Origin of the sequence: Cognatundibacterium jejuense, assembly GCF_014284255.1 — a bacterium.
GTDB lineage: Bacteria > Pseudomonadota > Gammaproteobacteria > Burkholderiales > Burkholderiaceae_D > Undibacterium > Undibacterium jejuense.
The window spans coordinates 81,705-106,231 of sequence record NZ_JACOFV010000004.1; the positions used below are offsets into that span (position 1 = coordinate 81,705).

The window sequence follows — 24,527 nt, forward strand, 5'->3', positions numbered from 1 at the left end:
AAAAACGCTATCTGAACTGTTTTTTAACTGCGGTTTTAGCTCAATTTGCCGTCATCAAACTGTTTTGCGTGTTTTTCAAAATGCAGCGCATCCATCCATATTCCATTGCGCAAAATTGATGCATGGGAGTGGCCATATTGAGTGAAACCGCATTTGCGTATCACACCTATCGACGGAAGATTGTTGGCGATGATCGTGGCTTCGATACGCCATAACTTTAATTCGGTCAATGCATGCTCAATAATTTTATTGACAGCGGTACTGGCGTAACCTTTGCCGCCATAGCGGGCGCTAAAGCGGTAGCCAAGTGAGGCTTTGAAATACTGTTCACGTTCTATGCCACGTAAAGTGATCCTGCCGATAATTTCTTCACCTAGCCAGACCAGGTAGTGAAGTTCTGTGCGAGCATTGGCTGTCCATTGCGCTTGTTCCAGACTTTTTCGTACGGCTTCTTTGGAATAAAACAGGTCACCGCGGCTGGCGATCCAATGTTCAAAATGCGCCCGATTCTCAAGTTCAAAGGCGAGTAATGCGTCGGCGTAGTCGGGATGCGCAGGGCTGATATGAAGTTGAACGTCAGGACTTTTGGCCATGAAAATAGGAAAAAGAAGTAGGGGAGCAACGGTAAGGTATTTTTTACTTTTCATCATAGCTCAAATACAACTTTTTTTGTTGAGCTATAAGCTAATGAATTGACAATATCTGCCGATAATATAGGGTAGGGTATCGTGTTGGCACTGGTCTGGTTAGATATTTAGCTCAAAGCATGTCCAGTGATGATCTCTTAATTCGTTTCTTATAACCGACTAGTTAATACGTGAAGTTTTGATTTCTTTTGAGGTTAAAATGACCTTGATTCAGCCGCGCTTATTGGCGCTTTTTTTAGTGTCTGTAATGACTTTTGTATCGGGTTTTTGCGCGGCTCAGGCATTGATTCCTGCGCGTGATTCGGGGCGAAGTGTACTACTGACAGGTTTTGCGGTTGCTCACCCTACACAGTTGATTGATATCGACGATATTGCACTGGGTTTTCCCAGAGAGCTGGCGCGGCGGTTGGAACAAGGTCAACAATTTTCAGTCAGAAGCACACCAGAGTTGTTGTCGTTTAATTGGCAATTAAATCCACCGACCCCCAAAATGTTGGCGCAAGTTGCGGAAACGTATAAGGCACGGTATGTCATCTCAGGAGATGTCAGAAATGCTGGTATTCGCATTCAGCCTTTAATGTTCGGTCTTTGGGAAAAGAAAATCCGTGCTTTAGATGTAGAGATTTACGTCTATGATGCACAAGCCGGAACCCTGATAGAAAGTTTTAAATTTACCGGCAGTGCCACTGGCGATGTGTTGGTTGGAAAAGATTATAGTTTCGATGGTGAGGCATTTCGTTTTACGCCGTTTGGAAAGGCGATCGATGATCTCATCGAACAGTCGGCACAAGCGATCAGTTCCAGACTGATCGTTCGTCCCTAGTTTGCAAGAGCTTTAATTAGCTTTGAGTTTGCCGCGTTCTGATTCTTGGCGTCGGAGTATGTGTCTTTGGATTTTGCCGCTGGTGGTCATGGGCAGAGCATCGATGAATTCGATTTCTTTCGGATATTCGTAGGGCGCCAGCTTGCCCCGTACATGGGCTTGCAAATCTTTGATTAGATCTGCATTTCCAATAAAGCCCTTACATAAAACGACATAGGCTTTGACGAGGTTGCCCCGATCTTTGTCTGGCTTCGGTACCACGGCCGCATTCGCTACCGCCGGATGTTGAATCAGGCAGTTTTCTATCTCTGAAGGGCCGATGCGGTAGCCGGCTGCTTTAAACATATCGTCAGCACGTCCTTGATACCATAAATATCCATCTGCATCGGCAATCGCGAGATCGCCGGTACGACACCATTCTCCGCTGTATTTGTTGCGTGTGGTGGCATCATTTTTCCAATATCCCATGAAAAAAACTGGGTCTGGATGACCGTGAACATCGTTGCGATTGACGGCAATTTCACCGATTGTGCCCAGCGGCACTTCGGCTCCTGATTCATTGATTAAAGCGACTCTGTGACCGGGATAAGGGCGCCCCATACTGCCTGCTCGGGCAGGCCAGCGTTGATTGCTGTTGCCAACGATGTAATTGACTTCGGTTTGTCCGAACATTTCATTTGGTGTGACGCGTAGCGCAGCCTGACACCAATTAAAAACTGCTTCGCCCACTGACTCTCCTGCGCTCATAATGGCGCGTAGCTTGAGTTTGTAGTGCTGACGCGGCTCAGGGAAAGCTTTCATCATCATTTTTAACGCAGTCGGGAACAGAAAAGTATTCGTGACCTTGTATTTCTGCAGGAGATAAAACGCGGTCTCAGCACTAAAACGACCTTGATATACGACGATAGGTTTGCCGAAATACAAGGTCGGCAGTAAGGCATCCATTAAGCCGCCGGTCCAAGCCCAATCAGCTGGAGACCAGAACACATCTTTTTCTTGAGGAAACCAGTTTTGTGATGCAACGAAACCAGTGAGGTTGCCGAGGATTGCTGAGTGTGGGATCAGGGCGCCTTTAGGATCGCCCGTGGTGCCGCTGGTGTAAATCAGGATGGCCGGGTCGGTGGCGCGGGTCTTTTCTCTTTTAAAGTTGCTTGACATGTCAGCGACATAGGTTTCCCATTCCAGTGCCGCGAAATTCTTAGGCACCTGGCGGCAATCGACGCCGATCACGGTTTTTAAATACGTGCATCGATCGGCGATTTGCATGTACGCATCGACCCCGCTTTGATCCAGAATCAGGGTCGTTGCTTCACTATGGCCTAAGCGGTACGCCAGTGCTTCTGAACCAAACAAAAAAGATAAGGGCATGATAATAGCGCCCAATTGCAGGCAGGCCATGATCGTGATCGCCATTTCTGGTCGTTGTGGCAAGATACATGCAACGACATCGCCGCGCTGAACCCCTTGCTGACGTAATAAGTTGGAAAGCTGATTTGATTTTTTATATAACTCGGCGTAGCTGGTCTTGCTGCAATTGCCGGCGCTGTCTTCATAAAAAATGGCGGTGCGCTTTGTCTCGTCGGCCCAACGGCGGCAGCAGACGTCGGCAATGTTCAAATGTTCCGGAACTTCCCAATAAAAATCTTGATATAGGCTCTGATACTGATCTTCTGTCGTACAGTTTGGAATTGATTCCTGCAGTTTCATCCAGTCTCCGTTATAATTATCGAACGGTCGTTCTATTATGTGTTATTTTATTTCTGACCATTGTTCTATGCTACTGCATATTGCCATAGCTTCGCACAATTGCTGATAGTAATTTCTGGTAGCTTCCGAAGAAAATTGTATATTGCCATGACATCCACTCATTCATCGATTATTTCTGCTTCGCGTTCTGAATTCATTCAGATTCGCGGCTTACAATACCATGTTCGTCATTGGGGGGAACCGGATGCACCAGTGATTTTTATGCTGCATGGCTGGATGGATGTATCTGCATCGTTTCAATTTATGGTCGACCATTTTACGCAAGACTGGCATGTAATTGCTCCTGATTTGCGTGGCTTTGGTCTGACTGATGCGCCAGGCACGGATGCGTATTGGTTTCCAGATTATCTCGGTGATTTGGATGCTTTACTAGATCATTATGTACCTGACGGTGCGGTGAATTTACTCGGGCATAGCATGGGTGCCAATGTGGTTGGCCTCTATGCAGGTACGCGGCCGGAACGCGTACGTAAATTGGTCAATCTGGAAGGTTTTGGTATGCCGACCACGCATCCAAAACAAGCCCCTGGTCGTTATCGCAAATGGCTGGACGAACTGCGTCAGCAGCCAGAATTGCGTACTTACGCATCGCAATCTGACGTGGCGGCGCGTCTGCAAAAGACCAATCCAAGATTAACCAATGAACGTGCAGCTTTTTTGTCTGAGTTCTGGTCGCGTGAAAATGCCGAAGGACGTTGGGAAATTCTTGGCGATCCTGCACACAAACAAACTAGCCCTTTGCTATTCCGTGTTGAAGAAGTGATGGCATGTTGGGAACAAATTACGGCTCCGGTGCTGTGGATGCAAGCCGATGACACGAACGTCTGGCATTGGATGGGACCAAAAGAAGAAGGGCAAAAAGAAATTGATCGTCGCCTTGCACACATTCCAGATTTGCAAAAAGAAATGATCATGGATGCCGGACATATGTTGCATCACGACCAGCCCGCATTGTTGGCGCAGTTGATTGAAGCATTTTTATTGAAATAATTTATTTCTTTATGCACTCAAGCATTTACACTCTTACCCAATACTTTTTGTAAGTTCAGTGGAAATTAAAGGATTTGGTTTGTCAGAGCATCGTATAGAAAAAAGCCAGCATGCAGAGGGCGAGGGACAGGGTTATCAACGTTGTCTGGTCATGGCAGGTGGGGGATTCCGGTTTGGTTATTACCTTGGGATTTATGCTGCTTGTCAGGAGCGTGGAAAAACGCCTGATGTAATTTTAGCCAGTTGTGGTGCGGCGATAGCTGGCACGATCATCCATCATTTGCCCGACAATGCGCAGCGTTTGACCTGGCTGACTTCGCCTCAAATGCACGCATTTTGGCGTGGACTGCAAGCCAATCCTGAAAAGAGTCTGCTCAAAGCAATAGGCGGTGTCGCCAAACGTGCTTTGTTTGCGAATGATGTTAGACGTATTCCGGATCTGTTTCAGGATTATCTGTTCGATATTCCGGCTGTGCTGCCTTTGCCTGACAATACTCATTACCTGGGCGCGCCGGATCTGGCAATCGTCGCCGGGCGATTATTGTTTTCTAAATCTGAAGTAGGTCAGTTGCGCGGCAATCGGAAATTGTATGCCGAAACTATTTTCTCTAATCATCGCGTAGCAAGCATATTGGATGGCATGTGTTCCCCGCTCGCTAGTGCCGAATGGAAACATAGTGCTGTCGCTGATCAATTGTTATTTGAGACGCAAACACCGGTTGCTGATGCGGTACGCGCATCAATTGCTGACATGTATTATTTCCGTTGTCATCAAATTGGTGAGCATCATTATATGGGCGGCGTGTTGGATCTTTTTCCCATAGAAATTGCTCGCAAATTGGGTCGCGAGGTGATTATGGAACGTAAAGGTTTGTACAATAAATTCATCGATGTACCCGCTTTGCGTTTGGTCATGGGCATACACGGCAATCAACGTTTGCATAAAGTATTTCAGCAGCAGGCGGATTATTGGGTCGATACGGCAGACATGGAGCAGGCGCTGGTCAAGCATCAAATTAGTAAGCAGCTATTCTGGCTGCGCAACCGTTTGGCTTTGCGCATTCCCGAGCGCCACGAAGACTTTGTTGAGATGATTAATTTGCAATGGCAATATGGCTATCGCAAGGCAATGTCGGCGTTTAATGCCAAATGAAATTCTCAACTTGTTAGAACCGCATTGAGCTGCCTTGAGCTCAATGCAGCTCAATGAAGTATTTACACATCTATTAGGATTGCATAGAGATCGTCGCTTCTGCGTTACACTTATACTTTGTAATGCAGCTTTTTGAACTTATATTCAACGACTAATTCCAGCGACTCATTTCTACAATACTAAGATGAACGATAAAACTTCCTACGGCTTTACCACCACTATTCTGCATAGCGACCGCCAAAAAGACATAGAACACGGGTCCGTCCATAAGCCAGTGCATACCTCGGTACTATTTGGATACAAGGATGCGCGTGATTTGGCGCAAGTGTTTCAAGGTAAGCAATCGGGATATCGTTATGGTCGTCAGGGCAATCCGACGGTTGCTGCATTGGAAGACAAAATTACTAAAATGGAAGGTGGAGCATCAACGATCACCTTTGCAACCGGTATGGCAGCTATTGGAGCAGTGTTTCAGGCATTGCTACGTCAGGGTGATCATGTGGTTTCATCCCGATTTTTGTTTGGGAACACCAATAGCCTGTGGCAGACTGCAAAATCTCAGGGCATCGAGTTAAGTTTAGTTGATGCGACCGATGTTGCTAACGTTGAGGCTGTGTTGACACCCGCAACGCGTCTGGTTTTTGTAGAAACAATTGCCAACCCACGGACTCAGATCGCTGATCTGAAACGTATCGGTGCATTGTGCCGTGAACGCGGTATTTTGTTTGTTGTTGATAACACGATGGCGTCGCCGTATCTGTTTCAGCCTAAGTCTGTTCATGCTGGCCTGGTTATCAATTCCCTGACTAAATCGATCGCGGGTCATGGCAATGTGCTTGGTGGCGCAATCACCGATACTGGATTGTTCGACTGGAGTGCCTATCCAAACATTGCCGATAACTTCCGCAAACAAGCCTCCGCGCAACAGGGTATGGCACAAATACGTGCCAAAGGCTTGCGTGACTTTGGCGCAACTTTATCGCCAGATGCTGCACATCAGATCGCGGTCGGCGCAGAGACACTTGCCTTGCGTATGGAGCGCGAATGCGCAAATGCCCTGGCGCTGGCGCAAATGCTGGAGGCGGATCCGCGCGTAGCGGCTGTGTATTACCCTGGATTGCCATCACATCCACAGCACAAGTTGGCAACTGATTTATTCCGCGCTTATGGCGCCTTGCTGAGTCTGGAATTAAAACCAGAAATTGATTGTTTTGATTATCTGAATCGCCTCAAACTAGCTATTAACGCCACCCATCTTGGTGATACGCGTACTCTGGTGATACCGGTGGCACACACAATTTTCTTTGAAATGGGCGCCATACAACGTGCAGAGATGGGTATTGCCGACTCATTGATACGGATATCGGTAGGGATCGAGGATACGCAGGATTTGCTGAGCGATTTCGCTGCTGCTTTGAGCGCTTGATAGATAACTCTGATGGGAATTGTGGTTCCAGGTAGTCTTGCCAATATAAGCAAGTGGGGCAATTCCCGTTATGTTTGTTGGTGAACTCGTAATAACTATTGGTGATCTGACGAAAGGCAATGATGTTTCGACTCTCATGGTGCATGACGATGCGCGATTGGCGCGCTGGTGAATTGCGGTTTTTACTGGTTGCTTTAATAGTTGCTGTCGCTTCTTTGTCGTCTGTCGGTTTTTTCGCCGATCGTCTGCGTAGTGGACTTAATCGCGACGCCCATCAATTGCTGGGTGCTGATCTATTGGTCAGTGCTGATCAGTCAGTCAATCCAGAATGGAAAACCGAAGCGAAGAAGCGTGGCTTACAAATAGCTGAGACCGTGGTGTTTTCTAGCATGGGGATTGCCGGTGAGGGCGATCACGCTTTGGCTAAGCTGGTCTCGCTCAAAGCGGTCAGTCAGCACTATCCTTTGCGAGGTAAGTTGAAGCTGAATCAACACGTGGGCAATGTTGATCGGGAAGTCTTCACTGACGATATCCCTGCACCGGGTACGGTTTGGATAGACCCCTCTTTGCAGATTGCGTTGAATCTAAAGCCCGGCGATAAATTACGTTTGGGTGATATGGCTTTTGTATTCACCCATACTATTGCCGATGAACCTGATCGCGGTGCCGGTTTTATGAATTTTGCACCGCGTGCCATGATCGCAGCGAGCGATTTGGCTGCGACCAATTTAGTGCAAAATGGCTCGCGCGTCACTTACCGTTTTCTAATGGCGGGTGCCAACAAAGAAATTGCGCAATTTCAGACGCATTTAGAATCACAGATTGAGCAGCAAAAACTTAAAGGAGTGCGACTGGAGTCGCTACAATCTGGTCGCCCTGAAATGCGGGCAACGCTGGATAGGTCAGAACAGTTTTTATCGCTCGTCAGTTTATTGTCTGCGATGCTGGCGGCAGTGGCGATCGCCATGGCTGCGCGCCGCTTTATGTTGCGACATCTGGATGCGTGTGCGATGTTGCGTTGTCTGGGTTTGACGCAAAATCAGGTCACGATGATGTACCTGTCAGAGTTTTTGCTGCTGGGATGGTTGGGTAGTATCGTCGGTGTCGCCGTTGGCTATGCTGCCCATTATGTGTTGCTCGAATGGCTGGGTAGTTTACTGGCGAAAGATTTGCCTGCGGCAAGTTGGCTGCCAGCCTTGCATGGTGTCGCCACTGGCTTGTTGCTGTTGGTTGGGTTTGCTTTGCCACCGGTTTTGCAACTGAGAAACGTTCCGCACAATCGCGTTATCCGACGCGAGCAAGATGCGCCGCAAGCCTTAACTATCGTCACTTATGTATTGGGTTTGTCGATGTTTGTCGGGCTGTTGTTATGGCAAACGGGTGATGTGAAATTAGGCCTGCTGACCTCTGCTGGTTTTTTAGTTGGCTTATTAGGGTTTGCGTTGATTTCGTGGTTGTGTGTGATGTCATTGAAGCGCGTGCGCAACGTGTTTCAGTCCACATCGTGGCGTTTTGCAGTCACTGCATTGCAGCGTCGACCAGGAGCCACCGTGATACAGATCGTGGCTTTGGCACTGGGTCTGATGGCATTGCTGTTGTTGACGGTGGTCAGAGGTGATTTGATCTCAGCATGGAAAAAATCAACGCCCGCTGATGCACCGAACCATTTTGTGATCAATATACAGCCTGATCAAAAAGACGAGATCGCGGCAAAGCTTGCGCCATTTGATCATCCATCTATGTATCCGATGATACGTGGACGTTTGATTGCCGTGAATGCCAAAGCTGTGACTGCAGAAACTTACGAGGAAGATCAGGCGAAACGCATGGTTGACCGCGAGTTTAATTTATCGGCAATGAATGAAATCCCAGCATTAAATCAAATTACCGCTGGAAAATGGTTTGATGATAGCAGTGCTATTGAACCTGAGGCGTCGGTTGAGATTGGTATTGCTAAAACACTCAAACTTAAATTGGGTGATCAACTAAGTTTTGACATCGCCGGACAGCAAGTTACGGCAAAGTTGACCAGCTTGCGTAAGCTCGACTGGGGCTCTATGCGGGTTAACTTCTTCATTGTCCTTAATCCAAAATCCATGGTCGATATGCCAGTGACCTGGATCACCGCATTTCGTTTGCCTGCAAATGATGCGCGTTTTGTGAATCAATTAACGCTCGATTATCCGAATCTGACGGTTGTAGATGTTGGTGCCATGATTAAGCAATTGCAGAGTGTGCTGGATCAGGTCATTAATGCAGTAGAATTTTTGTTTTTATTTACGTTGGCGTCGGGCGTTCTGGTGTTGTACGCTGCACTGGCGGGATCACAGGACGTCCGACAACGTGAAGCGGCGTTACTTAGAGCTTTGGGGGCGACCCGCAAGCAATTGTCCCACGCGCAATGGATAGAGTTCCTGCTGATTGGCAGTGTTGCAGGTATATTGGCGGCAAGTGGTGCGTCTGCTGTAGGCTGGGCGCTGGCGCATTTCAGCTTTAATTTTGAATGGAATTTTTCGCCACTAGTGTGGCTTGTTGGTGTATTTATTGGCGCGGCATGTGCCTTGTTTGGTGGATGGGTAGGTTTGCGCAATGTGTTAAATCAACCGCCACTGTTGAGCCTGCGTGAAAGTTGAACCGCTATTGGAATTTGAATTTAAATATTTTTGAAGGATAACTATGGCAAGCCATTCTGAAGACGCTTTGCGTTTATATGTCGATAGCCAATTTTGCAGTCCCTATGCGATGTCAGCTTTTGTCGCCCTGCAAGAAAAGAAACTGCCGTTTGAATTAATCACGTTAGATCTGGCAGCGAAGAAAAATCATGAGAAAGACTTTACCGAAAAATCCCTGACCCAACGTGTGCCAACTTTGCTGCATGGTGATTTTAGTTTGTCTGAATCTTCTGCCATTACTGAATATGTGGATGAAGTATTTGAGGGGCCTGCTTTGTATCCAAAAGACGCAAAGCAACGCGCAAGAGCGAGGCAAGTTCAAGCGTGGTTGCGTAGTGACCTGATGGCGATTCGTGTTGAGCGCAATACGCAAGTTATTTTTTACGGCAAAAAATTTGCACCTCTGTCGGAAGCGGCTTTAGCCGCAGCACAAAATTTATTTTTTGTCGTTGAAACTTTGTTGCCAGTCGGTCAGGAAAATTTGTTTGGTGAATGGAGCATTGCTGATACAGATATGGCCTTAATGTTGCACCGTCTTGTGCAACATCATGAAGCAGTACCAGCACGTCTCGTCGAATATGCACATCATCAGTGGCAACGTGCTTCTGTGCAGCAATGGTTGCAGCAAGGCAGACCAGTTTTGTAGAACATGTCGCACTAATGCGGCAGAGAAATTTCTTTTGTGAGTAGTAATGAATAATGAAATGAAGCACGAAATCAAGCAAGATACTAATCAAGATAATAAGCAAGCAGATCAGCAAGAACAAAACAATGCCGATGCGGAAGAAGAAAAATCGAATTTGTATGCATTGATCGGTGGCGCAGATAATCTGCGTCATCTGGTTGATCGTTTTTATGACTTGATGGAATTGGAGCCGGAGTTTGCAGGTATCCGAGCGATGCATCCGGTACCCATGGATAGTTCGCGCGATAAATTGTTCTGGTTTCTGTCTGGTTGGATGGGTGGGCCAGATTTGTACATCAGTCAGTTTGGTCATCCACGGTTGCGTGCCCGTCATTTGCCATTTGCGATTGCCAGCGCTGAGCGTGATCAATGGCTACGTTGTATGGCGTGGGCGATGCAGGATGTCGGCATTGAAGAAGGCCTGCAGCAGCATTTGATGCAGTCGTTTTACCAAACCGCCGATTGGATGCGTAATACGCCGGGTTGATTCTGCATACTTGCGTGCGCTGCCATACAACTGAAGGTTTCTGCTTTTTGAAAACATGACTACATTTGAACTCGTAATATTTGCGGCATTGCTGCTCGTCCTTATCTTGATCGTGATCATATTGATCCGTACCAGCAGTGCGCAAAAAGATCAGCAAAGTTTGGATTTGCAAACATTGCAGCACTTTCTGCAGACGTCGCAGCAACAGCAACTGTTGAGCGATGAGCGCACGGAGCGTTCGCTGCGCGAGCAAGTGCAATCAACTGCACTGGCGACGCGGCAAGAGTTGGGAACAAATTTTTCACGTTTGCAGCAAGGTATGGCGACGCAATTGACGAGCGTCGCTACCTTGCAAAAAGGGCAGATCGATGGTTTTTCTCAACAATTGGCAAAGCTCAATGAAAGTAATGCCCAACAGTTAGAGCAAATGCGTCTGGCCTTGATACAGCAAAGTCAGAATGCACGTGAAGAGCAGGGCAACAGTCTCAAATTATTTGCTGATACTTTGAACCAGACATTGGTCAACCTCACAGAATCCAACGCCCAGCGCATGAGTGAAATCCGCGCTACTTTGGAGCAAAAAATCCAACAGCTGCAAGCTGAAAATGCCAGCAAGCTGGAAGAAATGCGCAAGACAGTTGATGAAAAATTGCATGCAACTTTAGAGCAGCGTTTAGGTGAATCATTTAAGCTAGTCTCGGACCGGCTTGAAAAAGTCCATCAAGGCTTGGGTGAGATGCAGCAATTGGCGATTGGCGTCGGTGATCTCAAGCGTGTATTGACGAACGTGAAAACACGCGGCACCTGGGGTGAGGTGCAATTGGAGATGGTGCTGGAACAAATGCTGACACCAGATCAATATGCCAAAAACGTCGAAACTATTCCTGGCACTGGTGAGCGGGTAGAGTTTGCCATCAAATTGCCCGGCAAAGACGAGGGTAAAGCCCCCGTCTGGATGCCGATTGATGCAAAATTCCCGAAAGAGCAATACGAACGTCTACTCGATGCAGCGGAACGTGCTGATGCGGAAGGGGTGGCAACCTTTGGTAAAGAGCTGGAACGCGCAATACGTTCTGAAGCAAAAACAATTTCAGAAAAATATGTCTCGCCTCCATTAACGACTGATTTTGCAATTCTTTTTTTACCGACCGAAGGATTATATGCGGAAGTCATGCGCAGACCTGGTTTGGCAGACGATTTACAACGTACGTGCAGAGTGTCAATTGCAGGGCCATCCACTTTGTCTGCGCTGTTAAACAGCTTGCAGATGGGTTTCCGTACCTTGATACTTGAAAAACGCTCATCTGAAGTCTGGCAAGTACTGGGCGCGGTAAAGACCGAGTTCTCTAAATTTGGTGACGTGTTAGCTGCAACCAAAGCGACACTGGAAAAAGCAGCGAGAAACATTGACCAGGCAGAAGTACGCACGCGGCAAATGACGCGCAAGTTAAAAGATGTCGAAGCCTTGCCGGTGGATGCGGCGCAAAATTTGTTAGGTGCGGCAGAGCTTGGCGGTGATGCCGATTTATAATTGATAAATTTATTTGTCTGGGCGGTCACCTAACAGAAAACGCGCCCCGGCACCTTTGCTGGAAACTTGATCTTGCGGGTTGTAAAGCGCGCAAGATTTGAGTGAGAGACAACCGCAGCCTATGCAAGACGTTAATTGATCACGTAGTGCAATCAATGCATCAATGCGTTGCTGTAACAATGGTTGCCAGGCGCTGGAGAGCTTTTGCCAATCGGCTTTATTGGGTGTTCGTTGGTCGGGCAGTTGCTTGAGCGTGACTTCAATTTCTTCCAATCTTAAACCGGCGTTTTGTGCTGCGCGTATAAACGCTATCCGGCGTAAACTGTCCTTTTTGAAGTGCCGACGTTGACCAGCAGCAGTGACGCTTTCTAGCAAGCCCCGTTCTTCATAAAACCGGATAGCACTGGCGTTGATGCCAGCACGCTTTGCTAGTTCGCCTATAGAGATTAAATCTGACATGGGTTGACTCCTTTTAAGAACCCATTTTCTTATAACTTGACTTCAAGTTTACTTGAACTTGTACTCTTGTGCTGTATTCAAATTTATTGGGAGGAAAAATGCTGATCATCAATGAATCGGGTGTCTTACATAGTCTATTGGACGCAAATAAAAAATTCGCACTGGCTGCGAAAGGCACTACAAATCATTGTCCTATGGCTTTGGTTGCGCTAGCAAACATGGGGGCGAGTGATCAAGTATTACAGGAGTTCTTTGATTATTGGCGGGAAACCTTTGCCATTGATGTCACTGCGATGACATCCACCTTAAGTTTTCAATGCCATAATTATCGTCTATGCATAGGACAGGCTTCGTGTTTTTCTGAATTGCAGGCATATTTAACCCAACGAATGCTGGTTGAGGGCATCCGTGCAGTGCTTGCGGAGGTCTTAAATGAGATTCCCTTTGCCCCTGCTAGCGGTGCTTTTCACTCGTTGATCCGCTTAGCTTATGGGATCCGCGCGGAACATAAGGGGGAGGTGGCCGCTGGCTTGGCAGCAATGATAGTGAATAATTTTCCTATACGGTTGTCAACATTAAATTCTGAATTTGATGGGTCAATGGAAGGTGCTTTTGCTCAGCTTTCTTTGGTGTTCGGCGGTCGCAAATTTGCAGGTGAGATGATTACCAGTAAAATGCGTGCAGTGATGGCAGATAAAGAATTTTTATTGATGTGCCCGACACTGCCGCATTGTGATGATGCATTGGCAGGAATGCGAGCGTTGGCAATTCATTGTTATTTCCACACGCAGAATTTTACTGCCTTACATATGGTGACGGCATTGCAGGCATTTTCTGACCTAGCTACACTTATCCCGGAAATGTGGTTTTCACGAATGATGGGTGATCTTTGGGTCGCCTTGTGCGTCGCCTACGTGTCGATAGGGGCGCCAGCTTTGCCACCAGTTCAACCCGTGACCTTATTGATGAATAGTGATGTCCAGGGGCAGGGTGGTCTGAATATGCAAGATTGGGAGGGATTATTTGCGCTGGCACTTCGTTCTAAAGATGATCATGTCATTAAAATGACTTACAGTTGTTTTCTTGAGTATCAAATTGTGCCAAATCCTTTGTATCTTCAATCGGTCAGATTGATTCATGGTCTGGTGAATTGAATCAGTGAACTTGCGCACGCTAACAGGGGGGGGGCATGCGCAAGTTTTTTTATTATCAATCGTTAGTTGCTGCCGATATTGAAGTTTGCTCTCGCGAAGTTCGTCGCATTATCGCCAAGCAGTTTATGCGTGTGTGTAGTTGGGTGAAGTAAATCCCAAAATACAAAGGTATCCGCATTGGTGCAATTGCTGCGAGGCGACCATGCGTAGGTGTAATTCAATGTCGAGCTCGAACTAATATTGAGGCAGGATTGCGTTGTGTTATTCACGCCATATTTGGACGGATTATTTAACAGATCGGTAAATAAGCTATTGGCGTCAAAAATACGAATATTAATATTGTTCCCATAATTTGCCTTGAATGTCGCCACCATATCGGCCTGTTGCTGATTCAACTGTTCAACCTGTTCTTTGACAGATGCCGCATCGGTGCGTGTCGCGAAAACCGGAGCACGTGAGACATCCGGTAAATTGACCAGTAAGATATTTTTTCCGCCGGCCGCAATCAGATTAGTCAGTGCTTTTTGTTCCGCTGCGATAATTGTCGCTACCGTGCGTCCGTAATTGACCAGATCATTGCCGCCAATGAGTAATGTAAATAAGGTATTTTGCGGCTGATAGTTGGGTGCATTTCGGGTATAAGAAACCCAGGATGCTACTTGCTGACTTACATCGGGAATGACAAAGTAGGTGTCGGCAGCGGCACCTGCAACGGCCCAATTGTAGATAGGTAAATTGAGATTGGCCGACAAATAATCGAGCCAGTTTTTGTCATTGCTAAATCTTCCTGCAAAATAGCTGTTCTTGTTCGGCAGCACCCAATCAGTAGCGTTATACATGTTTTGCATGTCCGATAAGCTGTCGCCGAACGCTACGATTTTATTGATGCTGCCGTTCTGAGTGACTTGATCTAAGGTCCAGACCGTGTGGTTTAAAGATGCCGAGCTATCAGCGGCAGCATACATTGCAACAGGTGCCTTGATACCTTGTGAGGAAAGAGTGCTTTGGCAGACTGACTGCAAAGTCGCTTGAGTGGTGGCGCTGTAAAACATATTGTTCAGATCGACATTGCTATACCAGTAGCCATTGATACGGTAGTAGTCATTGCTGCTCGGATCGCGTCCCCATACGTAGGTGGTTGCTGGTGTCAGATTAGAAGCATTGGTGCGGTAAAAACAACGTAAGTAGGTGTAAGTGCTGTTGCCAAACGCGTAGCTTGAGGCGCTTGCCAAGGCTAACAGTGGAATGCAAAGGCTAAGTAAAAACGTTTTTAAGTATTTCATTTTGTCTCCAGAATTTTAAGGTGGGGAGCTCAAAAATCTCCCGTCATCGTCGCTTTTAACTTTGTTCGTGCCGATCTTGCTGCTTCGAAGCGGGGGTTTGCGTGAGTCCTCTGAGATATTGCTGGTTACCATGCTTTAAGTGCTTGTACCGCACGCTGTCGGGCATGATTTGAAACTATTGTTAAATGTTTTTCACTGCTGAGAATTTTCTACTGCGAACGATTGCTGCAATGTGATGAAGATGGCGAAGTGCCAGCATCTTTTTTGAATCGCGGAAAAGTTTCCGCGAAAAAATTGTATGTGTGAAGGGGAGGGGGAAGTTTGTTTTATTCTAGATATTTCACTCTAATTGCATTAAAACTTGCTAAATTCGTTTTAATGCGTTTATTTTTTAAATTTAGTTGAATTTGTCGTTGCGCAAACCTGACGTTGATTTTGGAGTGCGTAAATAATCACGCGCTTTTTAGCTATCTGTCGTGTCGGCCATCCGGTAATCATTGCGTCCGGATTTTTTGACTTCATACATGGCGATATCGGCTTTTGCTAAAACCTCTGCGGGGACGAAGCTAGCCCGATCGACAAAAGTTATACCGATACTGGTGCCTATGCTGGCCCAGCTTCCCGCACTGAGAGCAATTGGGGCAGCGACTTGTGAAATGATTTTTTTTGCGATTTCTTCAGCAATTGTTTGTTTTTGTAGATCGTGTAGCAAAACTATAAATTCATCTCCACCTACCCTGGCGATAAAGTCGCTTTTTCTTAAGGTCTTGTGCAGTATGTTACTGAACTGGATTAGAACCTCGTCTCCAGCCTGATGACCGAGTTGATCATTCACCTGCTTAAACTTGTCCAAATCAATCAGCATGATAAAGAAAGGGCTCCCGCTTTCATTTATATGTGCTTTTGACCGGCGCGCCATCTCTCGCTCAAAACCAAGGCGATTGTATGCACCGGTAAGATGATCAGTGATTGCTAATTGATTTGCATTTTCTTCCCGTAGTTTGCGTTCAGTAATGTCATTCATTAAACCTTGCAATTCGCCATTTTCGGTCGCATGGATAACCAGATGTATCCATTTTTTTTGTTTGCGATGATCGACCTCTACATAAAAATCGTCAGAGAGAACGCGCATTTCATTGATCGCAGTGTCAATCATCAGATGTAAACGCAGTTCTTGACCTTTCATGGTTTCGATGAGTGCGTTGCTAGAGTTCTCTTTTTCTACGCCTAGCATCTGTAGAAATGCGGGGTTACAGGACGTCAATATCGCGTCTTTGTTCATCTGGAAGATGCCTGTTTCTGCGTTATCGAAAATCGTCTGGAATTTTTTCTCGCCCAAAGCATGTTGGATTCTTAGTTCTCTTTCTTCCTCAAGGGTTCCGACTAAATCCGCAATCAGACGATTAACATCGCTGGTTAGTTGCCCTAGTTCATCGTATTTATTTTTTTCTGGTTGCGGAAGCAATTCGCCTTTTTCTGGACGCAGATTATGAAGTCGATCAGAAATTGTTTTGATTGGTCTGGTAATGATGGATAAAACAATATATGCAACTGCGGATGCCATAAGGATGGTCTGTAAAAACAAGAAAGCAGAGATGATCCGTGCTTTTGTTGTACTTTGATCATAAATTGCTTCCTGGTTGACTCTGACGCGGATATGGCAAACCTGTTCTGTTTTGTTGAAAGGGGAGTAAATATCGGTTTGAATGAAATCTGAATCTTTACTGATGGCACGACTTAGGTTATTGCTGGCATTTGGAAGGTCTTTTTTGACTTCGGAGAGCAGGGTCTTATTGTTGAAGATCCGGACTTCTTTAATATTTGTATTTTTTTGTAGATCGTTGGCAACATCATTGCTTAAATTGGTGTCAGACAGGTAGCATGCGACGGCTACGGTGTTCTCTACAGAATTGAGTAATTCTTTGATGTTAGAGATGGCATGTTTTTGTTCAGTACTTGCCAGGTAGAAATACGTAAAGAGTGAAAAAATACTTCCTACCAACAAAGCCATACCAAGCACGGCGCTGGCGCTACGAAAGACGATGCTGGTGCGTATCAGTTCTCTCATCTGGCTTAAGGCAAAGGATTGACGATGTAGATTAGTTTAACCCTTTTATCAATCTTCTTTCTATCTATGTATCCAATAGCGCCTTTATTTTCACTAACAATATTGAGTACGTCATCCATAGACCCTGCCTGAACGGGAGGGGACCCAAATCCAGAAAAGTGCAATCTTGCCCAATAGGAATTGATTTCTGGCAGGTCTTTTCCGGTCAAGGATGAGTAAAATTCTGCTTTTTCAATATCGCTATTTTTTAAATCTATCGGCAGGGCCATTAATCCGTTTGGAAATTTACAACTTTTGCCCATATATAAATTCACAATGTCCGTCTTACTTAATTTGTTAATCCCACTATTCGCATTGACAATGACGACCAACTCTGCCAACGCATTTCTCATCAATGCTATGGCAGTCAGGCTCATCAATAAATGCGTTATCTTTTTCATGTTGAGCTAAAAGATAAAGTTATAAGAGGCACTAATCAAATTGGCATGACCATTCCAGCCGGGCTGGACATTACGTACTAAAAGGTGATCAATATTATGAATTTGGTCGATTTGTACCTTGATATTGCTGCTATTGGTCAGGTCATAGCGAATCCCGGTCGTGAATGTTGTCTGATTATTTTCCTGGCCAATTACTCGGCGATTGATGCGATTGATTAATGTGACTGCTGATGGCGGCATGCCAGGTGTTGTTGTTATATTATTGCCGCCAATTGGACGGACTGCTGATAAGCTTGAGTACGGTGTCCACTTGTTGATCCTGTAACTTAAGGTTAAAAATCCTGCTCTTGAGTGGGGAATAATCAAACTATCTGAATGAATATCATTGAGCATGAATTGCCCTAAAAATGGGCTGTTGTCGTAGACAATACCAAGGGCCGTATAGCGGACAAGCTTATTTTGTAACGAAAGCTCACTCGCTATGGTTGATCCGTTTGGTATGAAGGTTTGATAGGCTGGTGACTGTAGTTTGCCCAATGTTGATGTTAAACGTGGATACTCGTTGGCAATTTGAAGGACGCTGTAAGATAGGCGAGATGTCCAGTAGTCTTGCTCAAATTCAACATGGCCACCTAAAAGTTTGGATCCCGCTAAGGAAAGAATTTGATTTGCATATCCAGTATTTAACTTTTCTCTGGCAATTCCTGAGAAAAATTTGGATGTTATTTTGCCATCTTCTAGGTTGTGGGTATATCGCAAATCTGCGCCATCGAAATACGACAAAATGAGGCTGCCAAAAAAATCGATTGGCGGCCTGATCCAAATATACGAATAGCCAACGTTTTTTGAATCAGCCAACATATAGGCGTCAAAGCCAAGACGGCCTGTTCTGATCGTCAGATTGTCATTTGGCAGGTATCTGAGGTATGCCCAACTTAATTGAGGATGGAATTGGTCGGGATTGCGACGGCTGATGACTTGAATTGCACCATCTAAGGTATCGGAGAATCGACCGTCAACTTGCAAGCCAAGATTACTGTCCATGCCAACATCTGTCTGACGAGTAAAGCCCACGCCATTATTTTGCGATAGGTTGCGAATGATATCGACTTGACGTGTATCGTTATGGACGACACCTAAGGTGCCAAATCCCGAGATGGAAACGTCATTGTTATTTGTTTGAGCAAAACTATGAGATGAGCACCAAAGTGCAGGTAAGGAGAGGGTGTAAAGCAGGATTAATCTGATTGGTGAAGCAAACATAGGTTTTTCCTATATATACTTGACTTGTTTTAATCGCTGTGAGTCTGGGTGTTAGTTTAGCGTACTATTGTGTTTGATTTGGAATGAAAGCGAAGTCGCCTGAAATATTTTATTTTATGCCACTTTGACTTTTTATAACAGGTAGCCTTGTTGTAAATTGCTGAGGCAAACGAAAAAGGCGCTACACATTTAGTATTGTATAGCGCCCATGAGAATGTCTTGTTTATTGTGTTCTGGTTGCTGAAGTGATGATGACTGGCGTCACTGGTACCGTTGGCAAACCTCCTTGAGCAGAGGTTGGTACTGCATCAATCGCTTGCATGACATTGAGACCGCTGAAGATAGTTCCAAACACTGCATAGCCACCGCTCGTAGTCGTTGCGTTAAAAATGGAACTGTTATCAACAACGTTGAAATAAAACTGGGAAGTCGCGGAGTTTGCGACACTGGTACTAGCCATACCTATCGTACCCGCAGTATTACTCAGACCAGTCGCTAATGTACTTTCCAGTGTAATCGCTGGGTTAGTTGGTGTTAGTGCTGTCAGGGTTGGGGTGTAACCGCCAGCCTGAATAACTTGCTTGTCAGCACGATGAAATATGGTGTTCGAATAGAAGCCACTTTCAACATAATTAAGGAAGTTGTCTACTGAAATGGGTGCGGCAAATGGGTTGAGTTCTACGACAATATTCCCCATCGTTGTTGCCAGTGTTACTTGCGGTCTTGCTGCCAAAGGAACGCTCATCGCTGCGAAGTACAGTTGATTGTTTGCAGTGTCCGTGATGGTCATATTGAATGGGCCAACATGGATAATTTTGCAGGTGAATGTGCGCGTGGTATTCGAGCCACCTGCAGACTCAGTCAGATTGGCACAACCCGGATTATTGATGTTAACGCCCTGCTGTAAATTTTGACCGTTAATGACCATCGTTATGGCCTGGCGATATTTTAGAACAGTCGGTGAAGTATTGAGGGTAGGGGAGATGCTAACACTACTAACCGTTGCTAAAACAGCATTGTTTGACGATTTTGAACCGCCGCAGCCGCTAAGAAATACGAGGGATGCGAAGGCACCCAATAACCACGTTGAAGCTTTCAATCTAATCTCCATATCTAAAAAACGAATTGTACTGCGCCTGCCATAAAAAATGCTGCATTTGTCGATGTATATCTTGTCACGTTTCGTGACGAAAATACTGGTCGACATAAATTTTTTACCTGAAAGGCAGTCCTATTGTATAAATTTTTTAAAATAGTCCTGTGAACTGAAATGTCGTCCTGCTGATAATCTCATCCGCCTATGTATGACATTTCAATTTTTTTCTCGCCAGTTTGACTCTTGGATTCTTTCAGGTCACGCAACTCTGAGTAGCGGTCTGTGCGCGATTGCCAGATTGAGGCAATCACATTGGCGACAAGTAAATCAGAGTGATTATCTTTGCTGCGAATAAGTGCGCGCAAATCATGCCCTTCTGTCGCAAACAGACAAGTATATAGTTTTCCTTCAGTTGAGAGTCTGGCGCGGCTGCAATTCTTACAAAAAGCGTTACTGACGCTTGAAATAAAGCCTATCTCTCCTTGATCGTTATTGTGTTTCCATCGCTGAGCGGTTTCACCTTCATAATTAGCCGGCAGCGAGTGTAGCGGCATGCCTGCTGCGTTCAGACGTTGTATGATTTGATGTGATGTAATGACATCGCTCGATTGCCAATGATTGGATGCGCCTACATCCATGTATTCAATGAAGCGCAATATGTGAGGGTTATTTTTAAAATAGCGCGCCATATGAATAATTTCATTGTCATTGACGCCAGCTTTGACCACCATATTGATTTTAATCGGCCCTAAACCAGCTTGATGCGCAGCATCAATGCCGCTTAGTACGTCGGATACGGCAAAATCTACATCATTCATGCGTTTAAAAATCGCATCGTCAAGCGAATCTAAAGAGACCGTAACGCGATTGAGTCCAGCTTGTTTTAAGCTCTGCGCTTTTTTCTTTAATAGTGAGCCGTTCGTAGTGAGCGTTAAATCTGGTGGGGTTCCGTCTGTCGTCCGTACCTCGGCCAGCATAGCGACTAAATCTTCAATGTTTTTACGTAGCAAAGGTTCGCCACCAGTCAGGCGAATTTTTTTTACCCCGTGGCTCAGGAAGATTTTTGCAATCCGTGTAATTTCTTCAAAGCTGAGCAGCGAACTGTGCGGCAAATATTCATAATCCTTGCCGAAGACTTCCTTCGGCATGCAGTACACGCAGCGAAAGTTGCAGCGATCGGTAACGGAAATGCGCAAATCGTGCAAAGGGCGTGCCAAAGTGTCTTTCAAATCACCGTTGGGTAGCTTCATTTGTGCGGGGATGGTGAGAGACTCTCGGTGTCTACGAATATCAATTAATGGAATAAATTTTTCCGTCATCTGGTGCAACTTGAAATAAGTGCTAAGTAATTCAGAACGATACCACGAGATTCAAAATCAGGAGTGATGCTCTGCATATTGAGCATTTTGCTATTTGTGGATTCTGAGCATATGGTGGCGTCGAATAGATACCTGGCTCGCTATTAGTTTACCGAAAATTGTCGTCTTCTCCCGGGCATAAAAAAAGCCGGCAGAGTCAAGGACTTTGCCGGCTTTAGATTGATGCAGATTAACGACGAGTTTCAACCAGAACTAAGGGTTCATCTGAAGCAGGTGGCAAAGGCTTACGCTCGCGTGGAACGCGTGGTGCTGGTACGTTCTTGCTTGCGCTTTCCTGTGCTGCGCGTAGTTTCTCTGGATCAGTGCTAGCCAATTGCAGGCCCGCCGCACTTAACATGTCGTGCATTTGTTCCAGCGGCATTGGTGCTGCAGTTACAACTGGTTTTGCAGTAACTGCTGCAGTTGCAGTTGTTTCATGAGCAACCGGAGTAGCTGCAACCGCTGCCACGATTGCTTCAACTGCCGGCACTGCAGTCGCTGGCTGCGCAACTTCGGTAACGGCAGGAGTCGCTGTTGCAACATTTACCACAGTTTCTGTAGGTGCTACAGGTTCAATGTGTGTTGCCGTAGTTGAAGTAATCGCAATCGTTGCAGCAGGTGTTTCTGCTACCGGGACTGCATCATGGGCGGCGTTTGTAGCGTTGCTGGCCACCATCACTGGTGCCGGCGTCATTGCTGCTACTGGCTCAAAAACCGCAGTAACGGGTGCTACATTGGATTCCACCGCTGCAGGTGTTGGCGCAGCTTCTGTAGTTACTTCTACAGCTACTAAAGTCGGTGCTACCGTTGCAGAAACTAAGGCGGAAGCGTGTGTGGCTACTGGAGTCGCATGCCCAGCTGTTACTTCAGTCATAGCAATGCTTTCTGAGATTGGCGCGCTACCAGATTCAATTGCCAACTCACCTTGCTCATTCATTTCGCCAGGTTCGCGTTCACGACGGTTGCGATTGCGACCACCGCGACGGCGACGGCGACGACGCTCTTCGCTTTGCTCCGCGTTTTCATCCGCGCCTTGCTCAAGGTTTTGTAGTGGCGCTTGTGCTGGCATCACTTCAACAGGCACCGGATCCTGATGCTTCTGGATCAAGTCTTCTGGCTTGGCTTCCGCTAGCAAGGCTTCTTTGCGTTCTTCGCGTTGACGTTGTTGGCGTTCGCGGCGGCCTTCTTGCGGCTCTTTCGGTTCGCGTGGTTCGCGAACTTGTTTCGCTGCTTTTGGTGGGCGTGGCGTTTCTGTCACTGGCGCTTTTGCAGTTTCAATTTTTTCTGCACTTGCCGCTGACGGACGATCTTCGCGTTCGTCGCGATCGCGGTTGCTGCGATTACGATTGCGTTGGTTGTTGCGTTGATTGCGGCCGTTGCGACCATTGCGGTCACGATCAGCAGATTTCTCTTCGGTCACGACAGGTGTTGCTACTTTTGTCGTCGATTCTTTCGATTTACCAAAGAAGAAGCTCATCAGTTTAGCAAAGAAACCTGGTCCGGTTGCTGGCGCTGGTGCGCTTACGACAGGTGCGGGCGTCTCTTTGCGTTCTACAATAGGTGCTGTTTCTGGTGTGATGCTTTTTACCATTGCTTCCTGGCGCGGCTTCACATCTTCTTTTTGGCGTTTGCTGTAACCGATATCTGTATCTACTTGTTCCGCCATAGCGTAACTGGCGTGATGTTCTTCCAGGCGAGGGTCGTCGTGTTTCAGTCGATCGAGTTTGTAATGCGGCGTTTCCAGATGGGTATTTGGAATCAGGATCACAGTGACGCGATGGCGCGTTTCGATTTTCAGAATTTCGCCGCGTTTTTCGTTCAGCAAGAAGGCTGCAACGTCTACCGGTACTTGCACGTGAATCGCAGCTGAATTTTCTTTCATTGCTTCTTCCTGAATAATACGCAGGACTTGCAATGCTGAAGATTCGGTATCGCGGATATGGCCGGTACCATTGCAACGTGGGCACGTTACGTGACTGCCTTCAGACAGAGATGGGCGCAGGCGTTGGCGAGATAATTCCATCAGGCCAAAGCGAGAAATCTTGCCCATTTGCACGCGCGCACGGTCATAGCGCAGCGCATCTTTCAGACGAGTTTCAACTTCGCGTTGATTCTTGGCGTTTTCCATGTCGATAAAATCGATCACGATCAAACCACCCAAGTCACGCAAACGCAACTGACGTGCAACTTCTTCTGCTGCTTCTAAGTTAGTATTGAGCGCAGTTGTCTCAATGTCGCCGCCGCGGGTTGAGCGGGCAGAGTTGACGTCGACAGAAACCAAAGCTTCGGTATGGTCGATAACAATCGCGCCACCGGATGGCAGTGGAACTGTGCGGCTGTAGGCAGTTTCGATTTGATGTTCGATCTGGAAACGTGAGAACAGCGGTACATCATCGCTGTAACGTTTCACACGATGCACCATATCTGGCATTACGTGGCTCATGAATTGCTGAGCTTGTTCGTAGATTTCGTCTGTATCGATCAGGATTTCACCGATATCAGGTTGGAAGTAATCACGAATCGCACGGATTACTAATGAAGATTCTTGATAAATCAGGAAAGCACCAGGAGAAGACTTGCCAGCGCCTTCAATAGCACGCCAGAGTTGCATCAGGTAATTTAAATCCCATTGCAGTTCATCAACATTACGACCGATACCCGCCGTGCGGGCAATCACTGACATGCCAGTTGGCAGGTCGAGTTTGTCCATGGTTTCGCGCAATTCCTGACGATCTTCGCCTTCAACTCGACGTGAAACACCGCCGCCGCGTGGGTTGTTAGGCATTAATACCAGGTAGCGTCCTGCCAGGGAGATAAACGAGGTGAGGGCTGCGCCCTTATTTCCGCGTTCTTCTTTTTCGACCTGAACAACGATTTCCTGACCTTCGCGCAATGCTTCTTTGATGGAAGTGTTACGAACGTCGATGCCTTCTTTGAAGTAGCTGCGAGCGACTTCTTTGAAAGGAAGGAAGCCGTGACGCTCTTCACCGTAGTTGACGAAGCATGCTTCCAGCGATGGTTCGATGCGGGTGATGACGCCTTTGTAGATGTTTGACTTACGTAATTCGCGACCAGCGGTCTCGATATCAATGTCAATGAGTTTTTGCCCATTGACGATAGCAACGCGCAATTCTTCTTGCTGCGTAGCATTGAACAACATACGTTTCATTTTTTTACTCCGTGACCTGATGGTCATCTTTTGCCGTTGCTTCATTCGGTGAAACA

19 protein-coding genes are annotated in these 24,527 nt (G+C 46.4%); 9 read left to right on the top strand and 10 right to left on the bottom strand.

Annotated features, from left to right (window positions below; genetic code table 11):
• Positions 1-35: 35 nt before the first annotated feature.
• On the bottom strand, positions 36-593 hold the full coding sequence (locus H8K32_RS05830; RefSeq protein WP_186911548.1) for a GNAT family N-acetyltransferase: 558 nt from the start codon (positions 591-593) through the stop codon (positions 36-38).
• A 253-nt stretch (positions 594-846) separates the two neighbouring features.
• On the opposite strand from H8K32_RS05830, the gene H8K32_RS05835 reads away from it, so the two are divergent.
• Positions 847-1,470, top strand: coding sequence for a flagella assembly protein FlgT middle domain-containing protein (locus tag H8K32_RS05835; RefSeq protein ID WP_222613027.1), 624 nt, complete (start codon positions 847-849; stop codon positions 1,468-1,470).
• A gap of 12 nt (positions 1,471-1,482) precedes the next feature.
• Here the strand turns inward: H8K32_RS05835 and H8K32_RS05840 are convergent, their stop codons facing one another.
• The gene (locus tag H8K32_RS05840) at positions 1,483-3,177 is read right to left on the bottom strand and encodes an acyl-CoA synthetase (RefSeq protein WP_186911550.1); all 1,695 of its coding nucleotides are present in this window, start codon (positions 3,175-3,177) and stop codon (positions 1,483-1,485) included.
• A gap of 147 nt (positions 3,178-3,324) precedes the next feature.
• On the opposite strand from H8K32_RS05840, the gene H8K32_RS05845 reads away from it, so the two are divergent.
• The 7 genes from H8K32_RS05845 (at position 3,325) to H8K32_RS05875 (ending at position 12,181) form a co-directional block, all read left to right on the top strand.
• Positions 3,325-4,227, top strand: coding sequence for an alpha/beta fold hydrolase (locus tag H8K32_RS05845; protein ID WP_186911551.1), 903 nt, complete (start codon positions 3,325-3,327; stop codon positions 4,225-4,227).
• 58 nt (positions 4,228-4,285) lie between these two features.
• Positions 4,286-5,380 (top strand): patatin-like phospholipase family protein, encoded by a 1,095-nt coding sequence (locus H8K32_RS05850; protein WP_222613028.1) that lies wholly within the window; start codon positions 4,286-4,288, stop codon positions 5,378-5,380.
• A gap of 184 nt (positions 5,381-5,564) precedes the next feature.
• On the top strand, positions 5,565-6,806 hold the full coding sequence (locus H8K32_RS05855; protein WP_186911553.1) for a cystathionine gamma-synthase family protein: 1,242 nt from the start codon (positions 5,565-5,567) through the stop codon (positions 6,804-6,806).
• Positions 6,807-6,928: 122 nt separating this feature from the next.
• A complete protein-coding gene (locus tag H8K32_RS05860) occupies positions 6,929-9,439 on the top strand; it encodes an ABC transporter permease (protein ID WP_186911554.1) in 2,511 nt (836 codons plus the stop codon).
• A gap of 43 nt (positions 9,440-9,482) precedes the next feature.
• Complete coding sequence (gene yfcF, locus H8K32_RS05865; protein ID WP_186911555.1) at positions 9,483-10,124, top strand: glutathione transferase; 642 nt, start codon at positions 9,483-9,485, stop codon at positions 10,122-10,124.
• A gap of 58 nt (positions 10,125-10,182) precedes the next feature.
• A complete protein-coding gene (locus H8K32_RS05870; RefSeq protein WP_186911686.1) occupies positions 10,183-10,650 on the top strand; it encodes a group II truncated hemoglobin in 468 nt (155 codons plus the stop codon).
• A gap of 55 nt (positions 10,651-10,705) precedes the next feature.
• Positions 10,706-12,181, top strand: coding sequence for a DNA recombination protein RmuC (locus H8K32_RS05875; RefSeq protein ID WP_186911556.1), 1,476 nt, complete (start codon positions 10,706-10,708; stop codon positions 12,179-12,181).
• A 9-nt stretch (positions 12,182-12,190) separates the two neighbouring features.
• Here the strand turns inward: H8K32_RS05875 and soxR are convergent, their stop codons facing one another.
• Positions 12,191-12,640, bottom strand: a complete 450-nt coding sequence (soxR, locus tag H8K32_RS05880) for a redox-sensitive transcriptional activator SoxR (RefSeq protein WP_186911557.1) — start codon at positions 12,638-12,640, stop codon at positions 12,191-12,193.
• Positions 12,641-12,738: 98 nt separating this feature from the next.
• Between soxR and H8K32_RS05885 the strand changes: the two genes are divergently transcribed.
• Entirely contained in the window at positions 12,739-13,794 is a 1,056-nt protein-coding gene (locus tag H8K32_RS05885; RefSeq protein WP_186911558.1) for a questin oxidase family protein, read from the top strand.
• Positions 13,795-13,856: 62 nt separating this feature from the next.
• On the opposite strand, the gene H8K32_RS05890 is transcribed toward H8K32_RS05885, so the two are convergent.
• From H8K32_RS05890 to H8K32_RS05920, 7 genes are all read right to left on the bottom strand, one after another.
• A complete protein-coding gene (locus tag H8K32_RS05890; RefSeq protein WP_186911559.1) occupies positions 13,857-15,077 on the bottom strand; it encodes an SGNH/GDSL hydrolase family protein in 1,221 nt (406 codons plus the stop codon).
• 463 nt (positions 15,078-15,540) lie between these two features.
• A complete protein-coding gene (locus tag H8K32_RS05895; protein ID WP_186911560.1) occupies positions 15,541-17,145 on the bottom strand; it encodes a sensor domain-containing diguanylate cyclase in 1,605 nt (534 codons plus the stop codon).
• A 5-nt stretch (positions 17,146-17,150) separates the two neighbouring features.
• Positions 17,151-17,561: a substrate-binding domain-containing protein gene (locus H8K32_RS05900; RefSeq protein ID WP_222613029.1), complete on the bottom strand. Its 411-nt coding sequence runs from the start codon at positions 17,559-17,561 to the stop codon at positions 17,151-17,153.
• Between the two features lie 30 nt (positions 17,562-17,591).
• Positions 17,592-18,848, bottom strand: a complete 1,257-nt coding sequence (locus tag H8K32_RS05905) for a hypothetical protein (RefSeq protein WP_186911562.1) — start codon at positions 18,846-18,848, stop codon at positions 17,592-17,594.
• A gap of 223 nt (positions 18,849-19,071) precedes the next feature.
• Complete coding sequence (locus tag H8K32_RS05910; protein ID WP_186911563.1) at positions 19,072-19,947, bottom strand: peptidylprolyl isomerase; 876 nt, start codon at positions 19,945-19,947, stop codon at positions 19,072-19,074.
• A gap of 191 nt (positions 19,948-20,138) precedes the next feature.
• Positions 20,139-21,263 (bottom strand): GTP 3',8-cyclase MoaA, encoded by a 1,125-nt coding sequence (gene moaA, locus H8K32_RS05915; protein ID WP_186911564.1) that lies wholly within the window; start codon positions 21,261-21,263, stop codon positions 20,139-20,141.
• A 229-nt stretch (positions 21,264-21,492) separates the two neighbouring features.
• The gene (locus H8K32_RS05920; RefSeq protein ID WP_186911565.1) at positions 21,493-24,471 is read right to left on the bottom strand and encodes a ribonuclease E/G; all 2,979 of its coding nucleotides are present in this window, start codon (positions 24,469-24,471) and stop codon (positions 21,493-21,495) included.
• Between the last annotated feature and the right edge of the window lie 56 nt (positions 24,472-24,527).